This is a genomic window from Runella limosa DSM 17973 (genome assembly GCF_000482465.1).
In the GTDB taxonomy this organism is placed as follows: domain Bacteria; phylum Bacteroidota; class Bacteroidia; order Cytophagales; family Spirosomataceae; genus Runella; species Runella limosa.
This window is the reverse complement of the sequence record NZ_KI519423.1, coordinates 265,123-285,429: the sequence shown is the minus strand read 5'-3', so window position 1 is coordinate 285,429 and position 20,307 is coordinate 265,123. Positions and strand designations below refer to the sequence as shown.

The window sequence follows — 20,307 nt, the reverse complement described above, 5'->3', positions numbered from 1 at the left end:
GTTATATTTTATGCTTTGCCATGTATTGTAAATAATTCACAATGGCGTCTAACTCTTTGTCGTTCAAGTGGGTAACGGCAGGCATTTTGCATTCGTTGCGATACGACGAAGGTGCTTTCACAAACTGCTTGATGTGTTCGACTTTCCAATACTCCGTCACGCTTTTGGGGTAATTCAGTTCTGGCCCCATTTTGCCGCCTACTTTATTGAGTGAATGGCAGGTGAGGCAGTTGACTTTGAACAGTTCAAATCCTTTTACTTGGGTATCGTCGTCTTTGGGGAATAAGACTGCCAATTCTTTAGAAGCGGCTGAAAGGCTGATTTTGACCAAATTGTAAGGCCATTTGTAAGTAACATCCGAGCCTGGCACGTCGGTATAAACGATGTAGAAAGGCGCAATCTTCATTTCTCGGCCTTCTTTTGTCGGGTTTATCCACTCTTGCCCTTGTGGCGCATCGGCATCGGCTATGGCCAAAAAGGCTTTTTTACTCAACACTTTTTCCAACGCCATCGACGGGTTATAGCCGTCTTCGCACTCAAACACAATCTGCGTTTCGCTGCGGTTGAGGTTTTTGTAGGCGGGTAAAAATGTGTCTAAAATGGTTTGTAACGGAATGGCTTTGTACGTTTTCTTTTGGTGAAAAACGGGGTCGTCGGCTACTACGATGGTTTCGGGAGCGGGAAATTTGGCTTTTAAATCAGGCAAGAAAATGCCCATTGAATCCACCTTCGCTACCGCAGCGGTATCGGTGCTTGTGGTGTCGCTTTTGCTTTGATTATCTGATTGTTGCGAGCTGTTACAGGCAGTCAGCGAAAGGGCGATTAGGCTAACGTAAAGAATGTTTTTCATAGGAGAAGAGGGGTTGATGTACGCATTTTTGTTGCGAGGTTTTGAGAAACCGAAGGCACAAACGAAGGCACGTTTAAGCCTTTCCAAGTTTTGCTAATTAGCAATTGCAAAACTTGGAAAGGTTGTGAGTCTTATTTAATCGTAGAAAAATCAGTGGCTTTCATGTAAACCGACTCTACTTTGTTGGCAAGTTTACCATTTACCTCCGACGCATCGCGTGCTTTTACCCAATCAGGATCAACTCTGAACGCATCAAACGCTTTTTTACCCGCTTCCTCGCTTGGGTGCGCCAAGATATAGACAAGCGTGTCATCTTTTCCGTTAACGGTCCAGTAAGCGACGTTGGTCATGCCGTGTTTTTTGAACAATTTAAGCGTATGATTGCGAAAACGAGCCAACAAATCAGGCAATTTTCCTGGGTTGGTCGTGTAGGTACGAAGCTCAAATACGCGTTCTTTTTTGCTTTTTGAAGACTTGATTTTGGGTGAAAAATCGGTGGCGTCCATAAAAATGCTTTCTACTTTCGACACAATTTTTCCACTCACTTCCGATTCGGTACGTACTTTCACCCACTCTGGGTCAGCGCCAAAAGCTTTCCAAGCGGCATCGCGCGCGGCGCGGTCGGGGTAAGCAAGGACATAAATGAGTTTGTTTTCTTCGTGCAACGGAACCCAATAGCCGATGTTGGTCATGCCGTGTTTTTCAAAAATTTTGGTAGTATGATTCCGAAAACGAGTCAAAAGTGCCTCCAAACGGCCAGGTTCGGTGTAATAAATGCGGGTTTCAAACAAGCGCGTATCTTGTGCCGATGCCGTGAGCGCCGCAGCAAATAAAAGCATAGTGGTTAGAAATTGTTTAAACATTTTGTTTATTGGTTTATTTGTACTTTCAAAAGACACATCAAGCGTAGTTCTAAGTAAAAAAAAGGAAGTTTTATTGTGAGATAGTGGTACGTTCTTTGTAGGTTAATTCTAAAAAAGAAAGTGATATGAATGTGTTCATTTTAACGTTAAGTATGCTCCTTGGGGGGCAAGAATCTCTCGAAAACAGTTTGTCGAAAATGGTGGGAAAAAGCCGAGTTGTGCTGGTCTATTGTCCAAAATCGTCGGATGCGGATTTTAAGATGCAAAAAAAATGGCTGAGTGAGGTAGGAGGGGGGATTCTTGAGCGTGATTTGTGCGTGATGGATTGCGTGGAGTCGCAGTTGACTTCCGAAGATATAGCGCACCTAAAAGAACGTTTTCGCTATTCACCCAATCACTTTTGTTTTTGGTTGATTGGTAAAGATGGGGAAGTTAAAATGATCAGTGGTACCCCCGTAAAACCAGAACACATCTTCGGACTTATTGACTCGATGCCCATGCGGCGGGAAGAAATGAAGCGGAATAAGTGAGTTACAACTAAAGAGAGCTTTTAGGGATGAAAGAAATAGCAGATAATCAGGCTTTTAAAGATTTTGTAGCCGACATCAAGCAACGTATCAAGGCCGCTCAATACCGTGCATTGCAGGCTGTCAATAAAGAACAAATTGCCCTTTATTGGGGTATCGGAGAGGCCATTGTCCATCGCCAAACGAAATATGGTTGGGGGAAAAGCGTAGTGGAAGAATTAGCAGCAGAGCTTCAAAAAGAGTTTGTTGGCATTAATGGCTTTTCGGCTCGTAACCTTTGGAGAATGAGGGCTTTGTATGCCGAATATTCGGTCAGTACAATTCTGCCGCCAGTGGTGGCAGAAATTGGCTGGACCCACAATATCATCATTTTAGAGAAATGTAAAGATGAACACCAACGCTTTTTCTACATCGAAATGGCTCGCAGTTTTGGCTGGTCTAAGTCTATGCTTATCAATGCCATTGATGCCCAAACTTATGAAAAGACGCTGATTAACCAGCAGAATTTTTCCGACCAACTGCCTGTTGAACAGGCCCAAAACGCCGACTTGGTACTGAGAGATGAATATACCTTTGATTTTTTAAACCTGACCGAACCCTATACAGAAGCCCAGTTGGAGCAGGCGCTCATTAGTAACATCAGGGATTTTTTGGCTTCGATGGGAGGGGATTTTACGTTTGTAGGCAACCAGTTTGGTGTAAAGGTAGAAGACAAAAACTACGAAATAGACCTGCTTCTGTACCACCGAGGTTTGCAATGTTTGGTGGCGGTGGAATTGAAAATTGAAGAATTTAAACCCGAGTTTGGTGGTAAAATGAATTTCTATCTTTCAGCTTTGAATAAATATCACCGTAAGCCTCACGAAAATCCTAGCATTGGCATTATTATTTGTAAAAGCAAAAGCCGCACCGTTGTAGAATTTGCCTTGCAAGACATCCAAAAACCAATTGGTGTGGCTACTTATAGTCTGACCGAAGCTTTACCCAAAGAATTGGCTGCTTTTTTCCCGAGTCGAGAGGCATTTGTAGAGCGTATCGAAGAAATAACTGAAAACTTGAAAAAGAGAAAATAAAAGCCCTACTTCATCTTTTTAACAAACTTAAAGTGCGTTCGCTCAAGCCCTTGCCGCTCGTAAAAACGGTGAGTATCAAGGCGTTTTTTGTTGGCGGTCACTTCTAAAATCTCAAAATTTTCTTGCTGGGCAACCTCCATAAGTTGCTCAATCAGCAAACGACCTACGCCTTTGCTTCGGTAGGCTGGGATGACAAACATTTCTTGGATTTCCCCCACTTTTCCGCAATGATGAAGAAGCCACTGGGCATGAACACTGGCATAACCGACGCATTGCTGTTGGTCAAACGCTAAGAAATAATGGCAGTCAGGATTGAGAAGGTTACGATGGTAGATAGCGTTAAATTGGTCAAAATCAAATGCTTCTTCCTCCAGTTCGCAGAGAAAAGAATAAATAAATTCAACATCGGGGGGCGTGGCTCGACGAAGGGAAATGGATGACATGGTGTGAAGAACAGTTGGGGGAATTAAAACTCTTGCATTACATCCGACTCATATATCAGTGTGCCTTTGACGTTGCTGGCAGTGATGGTAACCATCGCTTTGGCTACTTTGCGGGCTTCGATGGAGCGGTATTTGATAGGTATAAGCGGCCTGAGAATTTTGGATAAACCCTCGCCGATTTGCTCACCTATGCGCGTTTCGCCACGATCTCCTACAAGCAACGACGGCCTAAAAATGAGCAATGCGTCAAAGCCTATTTTTTTGAGCGTTGCTTCTACGTCTCCTTTGACCCGATTGTAGTAAAACATCGACCCACTATCAGCGCCCATGGCAGTAACGATAGCAAACCGTTTGGCTCCGTTTTGGTGCCCCAACTGGGCTATTTCGATGGGATAAGTATAATCAACGCGGTAAAATGCTTCCTTAGAACCCGCTTTTTTCATGGTGGTGCCTAAACAACAAAAAATATCGTCGCCGCAAACAACCGACGCATCGGGGTGGTCGAAGTTAAAAATGATAGATGATAGTTTTGGATGGGTGAAATCCAACGGTTTTCTAGTGAGTGTGATTACTTCAGTATATTTTTCAGAAGCAATCAATTCAGAAATAACTGCTTTCCCTACTAGTCCACTTCCTCCTACCACTAGGGCGGTTCTTTTATCGGATGTCATGTTTATTGGGAGTGGCTAGTGCCTTTTGCATTTTTTACATAGGTCTGTATGTCAATGGTAAATTAGGAAAAAAAAAGATTAGAACTGGAAAATATCCCAAAAGATTTTATTTAACGGTAACGGCCTAAAAGTCAAATTCGATGACGTCGGGGTCGTTGAGGAGGCGTTTGGTGAGCCGTTCGTGGTTTTGTTCGGTGCCTTGAACAATCCATGTGCCACTGATGGTATTTCCAACCCTACTTTGAGTGCCTCGCTTGGCATCCAATTTTAGTTCTCGAAACAGGGCTTCGTAATGCTTCAACGTTTTTTGTTGAAACTTACACACAATACGGTAGTTACGAAGCTGATTACGGCGTTTGATGAGGTTTTGGATGGGAACAAAGCCGTACAAAACCACCAACACAATCAGTGAGGACACAGTGGCCAATTCATAATAACCACTGCCTACGCCCATCCCCAGCGCTGCTGTGGCCCAGACCGTCGCTGCGGTTGTAATCCCGACCACACGATTGTTTTCTCGGAAAATAATTCCCCCACCAATAAACCCAATGCCCGTTACGATGTTGGCCGCAATGCGTCCCGCATCACCGCCTACTCGAATCGAAATGAGGGTAAACAGGGTAGAGCCCACGGCAATCAGAATCATGGTACGTAACCCTGCTGACTTACTATGATACTCGCGTTCTATGCCAATTATCGACCCCAATCCTGCGGCGATAAATAATTTGAGAACGTCTTCTGTCAGAAATGTTTCCATTTTTTGCTGTTTGGGGTTGCTAGTTTCCTGTTTACAGTTGCCAGTTTGGGGTTATAATCATTTTGTTAGTAATGAACTCCAAACGGACAACCCGCAACCGTAAATCCAATTAAGAATTCATCAATAATTCAATTTCATCGGCTTCAATCGGAATGTGGGCCATGAGGTCGAGGTTGCCGTTTTCGGTAATGAGAATGTTATTCTCTAATCGAATACCCAAGCCTTCTTCTCGGATGTAAATGCCAGGTTCACAGGTAAAAACCATACCCGCCTCAAAACGCCGATAACGATTTCCAACATCATGCACATCGAGTCCGAGGGCGTGCGAAGTCCCGTGCATAAAATAACGCCGATAGGCAGGCCAGTCGGGGTGCTGCTTGGCAATGTCTTGGGCCGTTAGTAGTCCCAAACCAATCAATTCGCTTTCCATGATTTTGGCCACTTCGGCTTGGTATTCATCCAGTACATTGCCCACCACAAGCATCGAACGGGCGGCTTTTAGTACCCGCAGTACGGCATCGTACACCTGCCGTTGGCGTGCCGTAAAGCGTCCATTGACGGGGATGGTTCGGGTAAGGTCTGCATTGTAGTTGGCATACTCCGCAGCTACGTCTAGTAGTAAAACGTCGCCGTCTTTACATTGTTTATTGTTGGCGGTATAGTGCAGCACGCAAGAATCTTTGCCCGAAGCCACAATGGGCGTATAAGCAAAGCCGCGTGAGCGCTGACGGAGAAACTCGTGGGCAAATTCAGCCTCAATTTCGTATTCCCAGACGTCGGGTTTGGTAAATTTCAACACCCTCATAAAGCCGTCGCGGGTGATGTCAATCGCTTTTTGAAGCAATTCGATTTCTTGGGGCAATTTTGTGGCGCGTAAAAAAGCCATCAACGGCGCCAAGCGTTCAAGGCGATGAAGTGGGTATTTTTCTTTGAACTCCTGAATGTAGCGAGCGTCGCGGGTTTGCACTCGCGAGTCGCTGCGGGCGTGCTCATTGGTGTTCAAATAGACATTTTCGGCTTCAAAAATTACGTGAGGAAGCACACTTTCTAATTGGTTTGTCCAATAAATTCGGGGTACGCCTGAGCGTTCAAAAGCCTGCGGAATGCTCAACTTTTCGCCTTCCCAAATGGCAATGTTTTCGTTGGTTTCCCGTACAAATAAAATCTCACGAAACTTCGGGTCAGGATGGTCGGGGAAGAGCAATAAAACGGTTTCTTCTTGGTCGATACCCGACAAATAAAACAAATCGGAGTTTTGCTTAAAACCCATTGTCCCGTCGGCATTAGTAGGCATGACGTCGTTGGACTGTAAAATAACCAAGCTTTTGGGCTTGAGAAGTTGGTATAAGCGTTGCCGATTTTGGATAAATAATTGAGGATCAATGGGTGTGTAGCGCATGGGGTGTTGGAAGTAAATTGCTCGTAGATGAGGCTGTCTCAAAAGTCTAGTATTACCAAATTATCTTTGGTCTCTGTTCAACCTCACCCCCTAAATCCCCCTCTCCTTTCAGTAGAGGGGGATTTTTAGAGCCCTTCTCCAGAAAGGAGAAGGGTTGGGATGAGGTTGAAACCAAAGAATATTTTGTGGCCTGTTATTTTTGAGACAGCCCCAAACCTAAACCTAGAGTCTCAACGCTTCTATTTCGGAAATTGTTTTTGGAATAGGATTGCCCAATAGTTGAGCACCATCAGCCGTAATAAGGTAATTGTCCTCGATACGTACCCCGCCAAAATCATAGTAATCTTTAAGGGCCTCGTAGTTGACAAAATCACGGAATTTTCCTTGGCTTTCCCACAAGTCGATTAATTCAGGAATAAAATACAGCCCAGGTTCAATGGTCAAAACAAAACCTGTTTCTAATTCTTTGGCCAAGCGAAGTGATTTTAGACCCAGCAATGTACTGCGACTAAGGCCGTCGCGGTAGCCAATGTGTTGTTCGCCAAGGTTTTCCATGTCGTGTACGTCCATGCCCATCATGTGGCCTACTCCGTGCGGCATAAACAAACCTGGCACGCCCAGCGCGACCATTTCGTCAACGTCGCCTTGCAATAAACCTAGAGATTTGAGTCCCTCAGCGATGGTTTTCCACGCAATAAGGTGACAATCAAGGTATTTTGTGCCTGGTTGTAGGGCGGCGATGGCGTTGAGATTGGCGTCGAGGACGATTTGATAAATCTCTTTTTGACGCTCGCTAAATTGTTTGTCAACGGGCCAGGTGCGGGTAATATCGCCTGCATAATGCGTAGCGGTTTCTGCCCCAAAATCGCCTAACACAAGGCGGCCGCTCGAAAGACGGTTGCCGTGGTAATGATTATGCAGCGTTTGGCCATCTACCGACAAAATAATAGGGTAGGCCAAGTCGCCGCCACCTTGCAGCGCTGTGCCGTGGACAATGCCCGCAATTTCGTATTCGTACTTGCCCGATTTCGTGGCGCGAATGGCATTGAGGTGCATTTGAGCCGTAATGTTGACGGCCTTGTTAAGCTCAATTACTTCTTCGGCGGTTTTGTAAGAACGTTGATTTACAACGGCTTTGATAAATTCAGTAGAAGCGCCATGGGCAATTTCTTGGAGGGATTGCCCCGTCCACTCGTGAAGTTTGAAGGTATGCTCAGGGCGATAGGTTGGTAAATAATGAACAGTTCGGCCTGCGGCTAAGTGGCTTTTAAGCACACTTTCGAGTTGAGATTTGGGTAGGACTTTGGCTACTCCCACACGTTCGGCTTGTTCTTGAAGCGTAGGTTGTGGCCCCGCCCAAATGACGTCGTCGATGGTGATTTCGTCGCCAACAATCCATTCCTCACCTGATTCTACGTCGATGAGGGCGGCTAGGCTGACTTTGTTTAGCCCAAAATAATATAGAAAAGTACTGTCTTGGCGAAAATGATAGGTGTTATCGGCATAGTTCATGCCTGCTTCTTCATTGCCCAAAAAGAGCAAAATTCCACTATTGACTGCTTTTTTTAAGTTTTGGCGTCGTCCGACGTAAGTGTCTTTGGAAAACATACAGGATAAAGGTTTTTTTGGCTCGCAATATTAGCCAAAAAAACGTGTTTATTGACAATTTTGGCTTGCTCGCACAAAATACCGCCTTCCATTGAGCCCAAGTTCATTGCTGGCTTGCCGAAGTGTGATTTGGTATTGGAATACCTTGCCGTCGTTGGCACGAAGCACCAATACTGGAGTTGCTCCCTGCGTGGTGATGTCCCATCGGCCTTGGTCACCTGAGCGTCCTGCGTAGTTGAAGTTGTCGCTGAATGTCTGCGAGGAATAACTGGTGTCTTCTTTTTTGGTGAATTGGCCAGTGCTGCACAAATGAATGGAAAATTTATCAGACATGCCATTTGCGGTATTGAGGTAGAGTAACTCCTTGCTTTTGAGCTTGGCTTTCCATTGTTCGGCCAAGGCCGAGGTTTGGGGTTTTGAAAATGCAACGGTATTAGCAATGCTGCGGAGGGTATTGGTCAGTGCGTCGTTGTAGAGCGAAGCAGGTGCTACGCAAGAAATATTAACCCCACCACCGTGCGGCGAAATGAGCGAAATCGTAGCAATGGTAAAGGGTTTTCCCTGAATCGTTCCGTTAAAAAATACCCAAGCCCCCGAATCGCTGTAGGGGTCAACCCTAGCATTGAGGTAAGTGTTTGAGTTGGCATCTTGAACCCCTTGGGTATCTTTTTTGAGGTCTGCGAGCGAGTTATAATTATGGGGAGAAACGGTAATGGCTACTTGCTGGTCGCCTCGCCCGAAGGCATAGCCACCGTTGTTTTGTTGCATTTGCCAACCCGACGGAGCATTGAACGCGTACCCCAAAAATGCGTCGCTTAATCGTTGCCCATTGCTTTTAGCAGCGGATGACGAGGGGGCAGAAGCCGTTGGAGCGGAAGATTGTGCGGTGGCTTGAGAGGAACCGGCGGTTCGTTTCATCGGGATATTGACCCCTTCGGTCGTAAGAATGTATTCACCCGAGCTCTTCACAAGGGTAAATCCGATTTTTCGCCCTGTATCAAAATATACGCCAGAAAGTCCTCCTTTTACGAAGGTAGCTTCACAGCCATAACGCTGGTTTTGGGCCGTAAATTCACCTTTAAACGAACCGTTTTGTTGGTTAATGGAAAGTTGAATTCCCGTTTGGCTACTAACAAAAATCCCCACAAAATCGGCAGCGGTTTGTGACATGGCAACAAAAGAAATAAAGTGAAATGAAACTAAAAAAATGAAAAGGCGGAAGTTCATGTGAATTAGGAATTACGGGCTTTTAATTACGAATATATCACATTGTGCTGTCGGTTTCTCAAAACCGCCGCGTTAATGTTTCTTACAAACTTGCGAAATTGGGTTTTGAGAAACCCAAGGCGCGATGTGAGCATCGCTTGGCACGCTGTCGTGCTGTCGGTTTCTCAAAAACCGCCGTGTTAATGTTTCTCACAAACTTGCGGCCTTGGGTTTTGAGAAACCCAAGGCCGCGATGTGAGCATCGCTTGGCACGCTGTCGTGCTGTCGGTTTTTCAAAACCACCGCATTAATGTTTCTTACAAGCTTGCGAAACTGGGTTTTGAGAAACCCAAGGCCGCGATGTGAGCATCGCTTGGCACGCTGTCGTGCTGTCGGTTTCTCAAAAACCGCCGTGTTAATGTTTCTCACAAACTTGCGACCCTGGGTTTTGAGAAACCCAAGGCCGCGATGTGAGCATCGCTTGGCACGCTGTCGTGCTGGCGGTTTTGAGAAATCGCCGCGTTAGGGGTTCTCAAAAACAACCTGCCCCGACGACATACGGTATTTTTTGGCTAAAAACGTACTGCCAGTCATCGAAGGCCCACTGCTATATACCACTTCTACAATCACAAATCTATATGAGCTGTATGGTGGATTTCTGACGGGAACGGAAATTTTATTGAAGGCAATTTGGCCATCGGTTAAAGTATATTGGGCTGGAACGGCAGACCCGACTCGTAAGTCATTTTCTCCGCCGAGTATTCCCGTTTCGATGGTTTCGTTTTGGGATAAATACACGTTGAATGTCAAATCGTCAATGGGCGTTGAAGGCGAGGCGTGAAAAACGAAAGTTTCGGGGCCAAGGTTCTTAATGGAATACTTGAAAGGAATCGAGGCCATCGAGCAGTTACCAAAACCTATGTTTTCGAGCTTTAGCGTACTTTTGACCGTTTTTTGGCCAAATGCCGAAAACGTAATGGCCGATAAAAGAAGCAAAACAAGGGATTTCATGGGAGAAAAAAGTAAGTTGGTTATCGCATCATACAAGCAATGCTTGCGACAGGAACCAGTGATTTGAAACTAAAATTTTGCCCGTAAAGGGTTCGTACGCCGTAACTTAACATGACATTGCGGCTAAAACGCCAGTCACCACCGTAGGCCAAGGTAACACTTTTGAAAGAAAATGGATTGTGCGGGTCGCGGGTGAGGACTTCGGCAAAAAAGTTAAACTTAGGACTGCCGTAGCGCAAACTCGCTCCCAGAAAATACTCCTGTTTAATCGTCGCTTTTACTCCGCTAAAACTTGTGTAACGAACCATCCCAGTCACAAGCCACTTTCGCCCAATACCCACACAGCCGTTAACCCAAGCCGAAAGTCCGTCTTGTACCAAATTCAAACTATCCAGTTTGAGGTTGTCATACAGATAGGATTTGCCGACGGCTATATCGACAAACGACGCGTTCCAATGTTCTTTCAGGTAGAGGGTTGTCAGTTGCGTAATTCGGTCTTTTTGAAGCTTTTCTAAGGTTTGAATTTTAGTTTGGAGAAGGTCTAATTCCTTCAATACCAGCATTTTTGTTTCGAGGTATTCATTGGTAGCGGGAAGGCGCTTTAGGCTGTCTTCCAATTGCGTAACGAGCCCCTTTAGCTGACTCTGTTGTTCGTAAAATTCCTCCGTCGGGCCGCGGTAGAGAGCGGGCACATCGAGAGGGTCGTGGCTCCGAAAAAGCGTCACTTTTACCGCCCCCGCTAGTCGGCGATTGAGGTCATCATCTTCTACCGTTCCTGCCGAAATGTCAATGGTCGAGAGCATTTTGGCCAGCTTTGAGGCCGACTGGTATTTCAATAAGTTGGGGCGGTTGTAAAAAATCTCCCAAATTGGCTGCGCCTGAATGGCAATATTGGGTTTAAGTCGCCAGCTTTGGAACGACCAGTCCACCTTAAAATCACGAATATTACCAGGTTTGATGACTTGAGCGGGCGTGACTCCCAACAAGTCAAATGCGGCCGAGGTCGGGATAGAAAATTCTAATGGTTTGGAGGCATTGAGGCTCGGAATTGGGCTTTCGTCGCTTTGGGCCAAAGCAGAAATAGCGTATCCCCAAATTACGATAAAAAAATACCAAAAACGCATGATTGTAGAAGTTCAAATGTGAAAAAGTTGGTTTGCCAAAAAGTCCTAAAACCTCGTTTTAAATTCGGCACTTGTATTTCTCCCGCCGTCTCGCTCATAAACACTGACGCGAATTCCCCAAACCCAGTCAGGAAATTGTATGTTTTCAGCTCGGAGCCGAACTTGGTACGACGTGGGCTTGGTAGGAGCGGTAGGTTTGTCAAATTTTGGCCCAAAAACATCCTCTACGGGGAATTTTTTGATGCTGTTTCGTAGTGCTAAATGCTGAGTTGATAACTGTTTGGTAAGTTTGGCAGCATTGATGACTGTCACGGCATTGCCCAAAGGCGGATTGGGATTTTGGTACATGGTGTACCACTCCTGTGAACTCCCCGAGGGACAATTGTCCATGTCTGTGGCTGAACGCGCACAGGCAAAAGAGATTTCAGAGACTTCGAGTTGTACGGCTTGAATCTGTTGTGCCAAAAAATTGGCAGAGTTCGATTTTAACACAACTTCTACCGTGTACTTATCGCTTTCTTTGATTCGGTTCTTTTGGGAAGTGGCCAAACACGCATTCGTATTTTTACAAATAGTAACTTGTTCAATGGTATAGTTTTCGGCGGGAGGGGCCAAATAGCTGACCATTGTCGTTAGGAGGAGACCGAGGCTGATGATTTTCATGTGAATAAGGGCTATGAGCGAAAGAAAAAGTAGAGCTTACTTTTTGTTGGTAAGCTCTACAATGGTTTGATTAAAAGCGGATTATATGCACCCAAGTGCGCAAACCCCAAGGCAAACCCCGCAACTTACTCCCGCACAAACTCCAAACGTAATGGCTAACACAGGAAATGAAAGTCCACCAGTTGGGGCAGCCGCAGCCACTGCCAAGACGGCTGTTGCGCCACCACAAACGGCAATGGAGGCCAAGCATCCTGTTCCGCAGTCTGAAGGTACGTCAAAACGTATGCCTTTTGCATCAACGACTGTTCTTGAAGAGCCACGTACACATTTTCTAAAACAACGACCCCAGCTTTGGGCTTTTTGAAGTTTGCCAGAAGCATCCGCAAAAAATTCTTCTGATAGTTCTAAGGCTTTGTCTAAATCTTCAACTCCCTCAGGATAAATCAAATAGGCTTTGTAAACTTCGTCGCCTACTTTGCGCCAAATCATGGTGCCACCTTGGCCTTTTTTGCTTTTTGGATTATAAAAATCAAAGGCGCAAAAAAGAACATCGCGCATTTTTCCATCAGCGGCTTTTACTTGTCCCTTAAAACCCCAAGCGGCTTTTTCGTGTTTGATGCGCTCAAAGCTTCGGCTACTCATGGTGGCAGAGAGGTTTTTCCAGCCCGCATCTTTGCCAAAACTCGCCATCATTGATTCCATTTCTTTGGGCGAAAACTGATAGTAATTGTCGATTTGTTTTTGGGCAAATACATTGGAAACAAAACATACCAAAACAAAAAATAACCCGACGAATTTGAATGAACTTTTCATGTGAATAGTGTTTAAGTGTTAAAATGATTAGAAAAACTGGGTTATAGAGGTGCAATCATAAAATGCAGTTGAAGGTGAGACGTACGGTCGTAGCAATGAATGGTACGGCGAACCGTACTGTTGATTTCGGATAAATAAATTCGGTGTTGTTCAGTGTTGTATTTTCGGCCTGAACTTTGGCTACTGAGCGAAACAGTAACGGCAAAATTGGCTTGCTTTTGGTCGCAGGTCGGAATGTCAAAAACCAGTGATTGGTTCAAAACAATGGGGCTGTTTTCTTTGATTTTGACGTAGTTGTCGCCAGTACGCTCAAACAGTTTTAGGGTGCGCTCGCGGCTATCAAAAGAAGTGCCCGTCTGGTTGTCGTTGGCATTACAAAATGCACCCACCCACACCGATCCATACAGGTTGTCGGAGCCGCCGATGCTTCCTGACTCTACCAATGAAATCTTCTCAAGTGTCACCCGATAGCTGCGTGGAGGGCTGCTCCAAGCCTGATTGAAGACGAGAAAAAGGGTGAGCATCAGGATTTGCCATTTCATTCTTTTGTGCTGTTTGTGTAAATCAACAGCACAAAATTGCTATACGAAAGGGCGCCAAAAAACATCCCTAAAGGGGAGAAGTGAAAAATCCCCCGTGGGGGGGAGAAAACAGGGGAAAGTACGTATTAGGGCTGAACCAGTCCATTCTCAAGGGCGTATTTGACCAGCGCCGACGTATTTTTGAGGTTGAGTTTATGAAGAATATTCTTGCGATGGCTCACTACCGTCGATTCGCTGACGAAAAGCCGTTCGGCAATTTCGGCACTGGTAAGCCCTTCTACCAATAAAGGTAAAACCTCTTTTTCCCGCGAAGTTAACAATTCGATGGGGTTGAGGTGATAGGCCGAACGCGCAGGGGCTGATGCGGGAGTTTTGCGCCGTAGTAAAGTATCCAAAATTGCGGGTGACGAATAAAATTGCCCTTTTTCAATCGTCTCAAACGCATTGGCAAGCTCGCTTGAACCTGTGTTTTTTAAGACATATCCATCCACACCCGCCCGAATCATCTGCTGGATATTACTGTAATCGTCGTGCATCGTAACCGCAATCACCTTTATCGTTGGGTTGATTTTTTTGAGCTGGGCAGTTGCTTTTACGCCGTCGCAGTGGGGCATGTTGATGTCCATCAATACCCAATCGGCATGGGTGCTTTGGGCTACCTCAACGGCAGTATCTCCGTTGGAAGCTTCTCCCACAATTTCGACGTTGGGTATCTGCGAAAGTACGTAGCGCAGTCCTTCCAAAAACAATTTGTGGTCGTCAACAATCAACGTTTTACGGGTCATAATGCGTAAAGTTAGTGGTGGGGGATTTCAATCGTAACATGTACACCGCGCTGGGGGGCGGTATCAAAATGAAGTTGCCCTTTCAGCAACTGGACGCGATTTTCGATATTTTGCAACCCAAAACCCGACGATAACGGTTGTCGCTCAAAACCGCGCCCGTTGTCTTCATAAATGATGACCCAATGCGCGTCACGTTGGAGCAATTGCAGCGTAATGTGCGTAGCTTCGGCGTGTTTTAAGGTATTATTTATCAATTCTTGAATGATGCGAAAAAGGTTGATTTCGATGACTTCGGGGAGTTTCTCGGGGAAATCTAGCCACAAAAGCTCAAATTTTACCAAACCTACCGCGTTGAGTTTGGTATTTACTTCTTCCACTGCCACGCGTAAGCCTTCCTCAAATAGAAGCTTGGGGTTCAAATCGCGCAACAAATTCCGAATGTCGGCAATGGCTTCGTTGAGCAAGGGAGTTAATTTGGAAGCGCGACTGTTTTGGGAAATATCAATTTCGGACAAATACATCTGTAAGGTCGAAAGCCGCATTCCCAAATCGTCGTGTAGTTCGGTGGCCAATTGTTTTCGTTCGGCTTCTTGGGTCTTAATAATGAGCTCCAAGCGCTCGCGTTGTTGGCGTTGGAGTTGCTGAATGCGCCAGCGATAGAAGCCAATGCCAACGCCAATCAGCAACAACAGATTGAGCAAACGAAACCACCACGTTTGCCAAAAAGCAGGAAGCACAGTGATTTTCAGACGGCGTACTTCGTCGCTCCAAAAACCGTCGCCGTTTGATGCTTTTACCTCAAAAATATACTCCCCAGGAGGCACCTGCACGTATCTGACTAAGTTGTCTGGCGTCGTGTTCCAATTGTCTTCTAAGTTGACCAGTCGGTATTGATAGTTGTTTTTTCCGCTACTGAGGTAATCAATCGCAATAAAACCCAAGGAAAACGTGTTTTGGTCGGCCTTGAGCGTCAGTTCGTTGGTTTCGCCAATGTACTGTGGCAGCTGGGCGGGCTGGTGATTTATCTCAAAATGAGTGAGTTGGACTTGAGGTTGAAAGGTATTTGTGCGTATTTCGTTGGGGCGAAAATACGTGAAGCCATTGGTACCACCAAAGTAGAAGACACCCTCGCTGTCGGCCATATACGAGCGGTTGTTGAACTCATAACCTTGCAGCCCGTCGCTGACGTGGTAGTTGCGAAACTGACGCGTATCGGGATTAAAACTGCTCAGTCCACGGTTGGTACTGAGCCAAAGGTTGTGTTGGGAGTCGAGCAGCAGGCCGTAAATATAGGCGTTGGCAAGGCCGTCTTTGGCCGTAAATTTCTGAACGATTCGGCCATTTTGGTAGTTCAGCAGCCCATTGTTTGTCGCAATCCACCAACAATTACGATAGGCATCTTTGCGCAGCGCAAGGGCATTCCCACCTACCAAAACCGTCGCTTTTGGGAGCCATTCATTGTTCCGAATGCTACCTTTCCAGCACCCTTCGTTGAAGCGAGTGAGCCAAAGTTCGCCTGGGGTAGGCTGGTCAATCCAAAGGATACTTATCTTTTCTAAACCTTTGATGGGAATGAAAACTTTCTTGGATTTATCAAATAAGAAAAGCCCATTTTCGGTACCAACGAGCAAGTGCGCGGCATCCCACTCGGCCAAGCACCGAAAGATATTGTCGCCCATGTTTTCCTTTTTTGTCAGAAAATAACTCTCAAATGCCCCACCACCGAGGTATTTGGCGAGACCGTTGTAGGTAGCAATCCAAAGTTGTTGTTGGGTGTCACGAAAAAAATGGTAAATCGAAGAACTTGGGACTGAAGGAGGATTGGCGGGGTCGGATTTAAAGCATTTTTCGACCAACCCCGTTTGTTTGTTCCAAACGTTGATTCCGCCTTGTTCTGTCCCAACCCACACATGATTTTTATCCATTTCAATCATCGTCCGAACGTTGGGGTCGCTGAGGGAGTTTTGCGCTTCGGCTACGTATTTGATGCTCCGAAATTTTTTGCCCGTTCCAATGAGCAAATTAATCCCAAGCGGGTCGGGGTTTGCCCAAACGAGCCCATCTTTTGAAATATAAACCGAAGAAATGGTATTGTTGCTGAGGCTGTTATTGTCATTTTTTTGGTGAATAAACTGCTGCGCTTTGCCGTCCTTCGATAACCTAAACAGGCCACTTGAGCTGGTAGCAAGCCAAATATCTCCGTCGGGCGACTCGTCCAAATCGTAAATTTCGTTTAATTCTATACCATTGATTTGGGTAATGTGTTTGAAATCAGTGGTTTTTGGGTCAAAAATCGTGACGCCGTTGGAATGACTGAGGTACATTAGCCCTTCTTTGGTCATCAATATTTTTAAAATACTGAGGGCGTCGCCTGTGATGTTTTGGGGATGTTTGCTAAAAAAATAGCGCATCTGGCGACTATTCGTATCGTATTGCATGAGTCCTTCGGAAAGGCTCACCCACAAGCGCCCGTCTTTTCCAAATTTGGTGGCATTTGACACCGACAAAAGCCCTAAATCGTACGAAACGTCGGCGAGGAGTATGGTTTTTTGCTGGGTGTCATAATTAAGCTTTACGATGCCTTCTGACTCCGACCAATACCACACAAAAGGGGGGCGTACGGCAAACGGGCTGCAAGCCGATGGCGTTTTGCGTTCGGGCGCGCTTGGAAAAAACCGAAAGTCGTCGGTTTGGCGTTGGTAGAGGTTCAGGCCATAATCAGAACCTATCCACAGGTCGCCGTTGGGCGCTTCTATCATCGAGTTGACGAAGCCACCGTGGAGGGCGTTAGGCTGGTCAGTGTCAGAATAATACACCTTAAAGTGATGACCGTCGTACCGATTCAGCCCGTCTTGCGTTCCAAACCACATAAACCCGCGCGAATCTTTGAGCATGGCATAGACAGAACCTTGCGAAAGCCCTTTGTCGGTTCCTATTCGTTCAATTTGATAGGTTTGACCAAAAAGGTGCAGACTGAGTCCAATATACCAAACTAAAAAAAGGGTTTTGCGCATAAGAGCGTAGTAGAAAGGGTTCAGAAAACACTACGAATGTACGGGTGAAAACGAAAAAGAAGGCGCGGTGGTCGCTAAAAAATCTGCTTTCTGCCGCAGATTGGGTGAAATTTAAGAAGTAGTGTATAAAAATTTAGACTTATTTCTTTATTTTGTTGAATTATTGCCAATGTATGAGCTGGCAGTTTTTCTTAACTTATAGACTAAATCTTCGTTATGTACCAAAAGGGCGGTTGTTTGTTGTTGCTTTGGATGTGGGGAGTCGTTACCGCATCTGCTCAAACCAAGTACTGGGTCTTTTTTAAAGATAAAAACCCGCATGACGCTCCTGCGGTGTCGGCTAAGACGCTCGAAAACCGCCGCCTGCAAGGACTTACGGAGTCGGACGAAACCGATTTGCCCGTTAATAAAGAATATCTAAAACAACTCCAACGCCTTCAGTGTCAGCCCGTCCTAGCCTCTCGTTGGCTCAACGCCGTTTCGGCTACCATTCCTGCGCAGCAACTGGAGGACGTAAAGCAGCTTTCGTTTGTAGAAAAAGTTCAGCCGATGGACGGGCGATTTTACATTGCCAAAACCAACGCGCGTCGCCGCTCTACGATGGCGCCTGTGATGACCCAAATTCAGGCGGATGAATTTAAAAAAGTGGGTCTAACGGGAAAAGGCATTACGATTGGGGTGATTGATGCTGGTTTTTTTGAAGCAAAAGAGAGCCATTACCTCAAACATGTATTTGACAACAACGCGATTTTGGACAAACGTGATTATGTCAACCCACCTTTGACTCACTCGGATGCGTTTTACAAAACTCAAGAGACATTTTCTGATTTTCACGGAACGGAAGTAATGAGTGCCATCACGGGCACAAGTCGCACCGAAAATACCCAAAGTGGTTTGGCCATTGATGCCCAGTTTTACCTCGCCCGCACCGACCACGGAACGCGTGAGTGGCGCGGAGAAGAAGACAATTGGGTGGCGGCCATGGAATGGATGGATAGCCTGGGGGTGCGCCTCATTAATACCTCTTTGGGATACGCACAAGGGTTTACTGACCCCAAAGAAAATTACTTGATTTCGCAAATGGATGGGCAAACGAGCGTGATTAGCCGCGCGGCTCAAATAGCAGCCGACAAGAAGGGGATGTTGGTGGTGGTATCGGCAGGAAATGAAGGCGATGACCCAAGTTGGCGCATTATTTCTACCCCAGCCGATGCGCAGGGCGTTCTTTCGGTGGGCGCGACCAACCAGCGTTTTTGGAACCGAATCGGATACAGCAGCATTGGCCCCGAATATTTGTCGTACCTCAAACCCAACGTTTCGTGTTTTTCGTTGTACGGCACCTCCTTGGCGGCGCCTGTCATTACGGGTTTCGCTGCTTGCTTGATGCAGGCCAATCCCGCGTTGAACAACAAACAATTGATTCAAATCATTGAAAAATCGGCGCATTTGTACCCTTATGGCAACAATTTTGTGGGTTATGGCGTGCCTTTGGCATCGCGCGCGTTAGGGCTTGTTCAAAATTCGGCCGAAGTCAGTGCTACTTATGCCAAAGAAGTCAAAGCAGAAGGGCTTACATTTATTCTGAAAATTCCCGAAGCGGGCGATATGGTTTCTTTGTTCCATAAAAAAAGCCCCACACACGTACTTTCGCAAGAAATTGTACGGGTGCGGGACGGCCAGCTCACACTCAAACGCCGCGATGGCGAAACACGCACCACCGTTGACCTCAAAAATGAGGTGATTGAGGTGATTTGGGAGTAAGGTTATTTAATTACAGATTGGACTAATGCTCTAAAAGATAAGTTTGTATCATACGTTTTATCATAGCCAGCTTGTGTAAAAATAATGCCAAAGTATTTTTTTTCTTTATTAATCCAAGGATGTACTCCCATTGCACTTGGACTACTTAATTCAGATGCCTTTCCGTCTCTTATTTGATAACGCCATACACCTAGTCCATAAAATGGATTTATATTATTGGTTTGATCTTTACCCATTTCATTAATAGCATTTTCAGATAAGACCTTTAATCCATTATAGTAGCCATTATTATTTAACATATACAAAAATTTTACATATTCATTTAAAGAGCAAACTACTCCAGCACCTGCATGTGGATTTTGAGGGTGGGAAGGACTGAAAACTACATTGTTCATATTACATTTTTTCGCAATACGTTCTTCAAAAATTATTTGCCAAGGTTTGTTGTCAATAATTTCTGCAATTCTAGCAGCAATTTTATAAGCAGAACTTCCATAGAGAGCTGATTGGCCAGGTGGAAATAATGGTTTTGTAAAAACTGCAATTGAATCTACACTAGCTTTCAGTGTTAAATCACTTCTTTCATCAAATGGTGAGTCGCTAACAATGCCTGAAGTATGAGAAAAAATTTGCCTAATTGTAATGTCTCCTTTATTATACTGGTTAAAAATTGGAATATATTGTCCAATTTTATCATCTAAGTTGAGTTTTTTATCATCTACAAGAGATAAAATAACAGCTGACGTGAGCCATTTTGTTGAAGAAGCAATGGGTAAAAAATCCTCAGAATTATATATGCCTTCTTTATAAGTATATAGTAAAGAATCTTTATTATGAATAAAAACTAAAATATTTTTATCGTATTTGTATGAATTTGCTTGTAAAAATTGGTCGAGTGTTTTATAAAAACTATTAGTGATTAAGTTTGTATCTTTTTGATTAGGGTTTTGGGGATTAGGTGGTATTCCCAAACTGTCTTTTGGCGTAGTTTTTGGCGGAATAATCAAAGGGTTTTTTATTCTATATGTCGAGTCTAATGACATAGAATGGCTTTCTGGATAATCAAAAACTCCACATCCCGACAAGAAAAATACAAAAAATACAAATATTAACACATTTATTTCTAAATAGTCTAAATCAGCCTTGGGAGATTTGGTGGGAAGCATATTTCATGTATAAGTTTCTTGAAAAATCGAA

The 20,307-nt window shown here is 45.1% G+C and carries 19 protein-coding genes; 3 read left to right on the top strand and 16 right to left on the bottom strand.

Translation table 11 applies throughout. The features are described 5' to 3' along the window. Position 1: 1 nt before the first annotated feature. Together K339_RS0121100 and K339_RS0121095 are read right to left on the bottom strand one after the other, a co-directional pair. Complete coding sequence (locus K339_RS0121100) at positions 2 to 850, bottom strand: c-type cytochrome (protein WP_028525379.1); 849 nt, start codon at positions 848 to 850, stop codon at positions 2 to 4. A 131-nt stretch (positions 851 to 981) separates the two neighbouring features. Beyond that, complete coding sequence (locus K339_RS0121095) at positions 982 to 1,713, bottom strand: NIPSNAP family protein (RefSeq protein ID WP_028525378.1); 732 nt, start codon at positions 1,711 to 1,713, stop codon at positions 982 to 984. Between the two features lie 125 nt (positions 1,714 to 1,838). Between K339_RS0121095 and K339_RS0121090 the strand changes: the two genes are divergently transcribed. Both K339_RS0121090 and K339_RS0121085 read left to right on the top strand, forming a co-directional pair. Further along, positions 1,839 to 2,243 (top strand): DUF4174 domain-containing protein, encoded by a 405-nt coding sequence (locus K339_RS0121090; protein ID WP_028525377.1) that lies wholly within the window; start codon positions 1,839 to 1,841, stop codon positions 2,241 to 2,243. Between the two features lie 26 nt (positions 2,244 to 2,269). Beyond that, complete coding sequence (locus tag K339_RS0121085) at positions 2,270 to 3,313, top strand: PDDEXK nuclease domain-containing protein (RefSeq protein WP_028525376.1); 1,044 nt, start codon at positions 2,270 to 2,272, stop codon at positions 3,311 to 3,313. 5 nt (positions 3,314 to 3,318) lie between these two features. Here K339_RS0121085 and K339_RS0121080 read toward each other — a convergent pair whose 3' ends face one another. From K339_RS0121080 to K339_RS0121005, 13 genes are all read right to left on the bottom strand, one after another. Then, positions 3,319 to 3,756 carry a GNAT family N-acetyltransferase gene (locus tag K339_RS0121080; RefSeq protein WP_028525375.1) on the bottom strand — a complete coding sequence of 146 codons (438 nt, stop codon included), beginning with the start codon at positions 3,754 to 3,756 and terminating at the stop codon, positions 3,319 to 3,321. A gap of 23 nt (positions 3,757 to 3,779) precedes the next feature. Next, a complete protein-coding gene (locus K339_RS0121075; RefSeq protein ID WP_028525374.1) occupies positions 3,780 to 4,427 on the bottom strand; it encodes an oxidoreductase in 648 nt (215 codons plus the stop codon). Positions 4,428 to 4,551: 124 nt separating this feature from the next. Then, positions 4,552 to 5,184, bottom strand: coding sequence for an MgtC/SapB family protein (locus tag K339_RS0121065; protein ID WP_028525373.1), 633 nt, complete (start codon positions 5,182 to 5,184; stop codon positions 4,552 to 4,554). Between the two features lie 109 nt (positions 5,185 to 5,293). Beyond that, positions 5,294 to 6,583, bottom strand: coding sequence for an aminopeptidase P N-terminal domain-containing protein (locus K339_RS0121060; protein ID WP_028525372.1), 1,290 nt, complete (start codon positions 6,581 to 6,583; stop codon positions 5,294 to 5,296). A gap of 222 nt (positions 6,584 to 6,805) precedes the next feature. Beyond that, positions 6,806 to 8,191, bottom strand: a complete 1,386-nt coding sequence (locus K339_RS0121055; protein ID WP_028525371.1) for an aminopeptidase P family protein — start codon at positions 8,189 to 8,191, stop codon at positions 6,806 to 6,808. Between the two features lie 48 nt (positions 8,192 to 8,239). Further along, the gene (locus tag K339_RS0121050) at positions 8,240 to 9,361 is read right to left on the bottom strand and encodes a hypothetical protein (RefSeq protein WP_028525370.1); all 1,122 of its coding nucleotides are present in this window, start codon (positions 9,359 to 9,361) and stop codon (positions 8,240 to 8,242) included. Positions 9,362 to 9,919: 558 nt separating this feature from the next. Further along, the gene (locus K339_RS0121035; protein ID WP_028525368.1) at positions 9,920 to 10,408 is read right to left on the bottom strand and encodes a hypothetical protein; all 489 of its coding nucleotides are present in this window, start codon (positions 10,406 to 10,408) and stop codon (positions 9,920 to 9,922) included. Between the two features lie 20 nt (positions 10,409 to 10,428). Then, positions 10,429 to 11,532, bottom strand: coding sequence for a hypothetical protein (locus K339_RS0121030; RefSeq protein WP_028525367.1), 1,104 nt, complete (start codon positions 11,530 to 11,532; stop codon positions 10,429 to 10,431). Positions 11,533 to 11,577: 45 nt separating this feature from the next. Next, positions 11,578 to 12,195, bottom strand: a complete 618-nt coding sequence (locus K339_RS0121025) for a hypothetical protein (RefSeq protein ID WP_028525366.1) — start codon at positions 12,193 to 12,195, stop codon at positions 11,578 to 11,580. An 81-nt stretch (positions 12,196 to 12,276) separates the two neighbouring features. Next, the gene (locus K339_RS0121020) at positions 12,277 to 13,008 is read right to left on the bottom strand and encodes a hypothetical protein (RefSeq protein ID WP_028525365.1); all 732 of its coding nucleotides are present in this window, start codon (positions 13,006 to 13,008) and stop codon (positions 12,277 to 12,279) included. Between the two features lie 41 nt (positions 13,009 to 13,049). Continuing rightward, a complete protein-coding gene (locus K339_RS0121015) occupies positions 13,050 to 13,550 on the bottom strand; it encodes a hypothetical protein (protein ID WP_028525364.1) in 501 nt (166 codons plus the stop codon). A gap of 125 nt (positions 13,551 to 13,675) precedes the next feature. Continuing rightward, positions 13,676 to 14,335 carry a response regulator transcription factor gene (locus K339_RS0121010; protein WP_028525363.1) on the bottom strand — a complete coding sequence of 220 codons (660 nt, stop codon included), beginning with the start codon at positions 14,333 to 14,335 and terminating at the stop codon, positions 13,676 to 13,678. 11 nt (positions 14,336 to 14,346) lie between these two features. After that, positions 14,347 to 17,349, bottom strand: a complete 3,003-nt coding sequence (locus K339_RS0121005; RefSeq protein ID WP_028525362.1) for a ligand-binding sensor domain-containing protein — start codon at positions 17,347 to 17,349, stop codon at positions 14,347 to 14,349. Positions 17,350 to 17,565: 216 nt separating this feature from the next. Here K339_RS0121005 and K339_RS0121000 point away from each other — a divergent pair, with 216 nt between their 5' ends. Continuing rightward, complete coding sequence (locus K339_RS0121000; RefSeq protein ID WP_051398150.1) at positions 17,566 to 19,110, top strand: S8 family serine peptidase; 1,545 nt, start codon at positions 17,566 to 17,568, stop codon at positions 19,108 to 19,110. 2 nt (positions 19,111 to 19,112) lie between these two features. Here K339_RS0121000 and K339_RS34375 read toward each other — a convergent pair whose 3' ends face one another. Continuing rightward, a complete protein-coding gene (locus tag K339_RS34375) occupies positions 19,113 to 20,276 on the bottom strand; it encodes a serine hydrolase domain-containing protein (RefSeq protein WP_051398149.1) in 1,164 nt (387 codons plus the stop codon). Positions 20,277 to 20,307 lie beyond the last annotated feature (31 nt).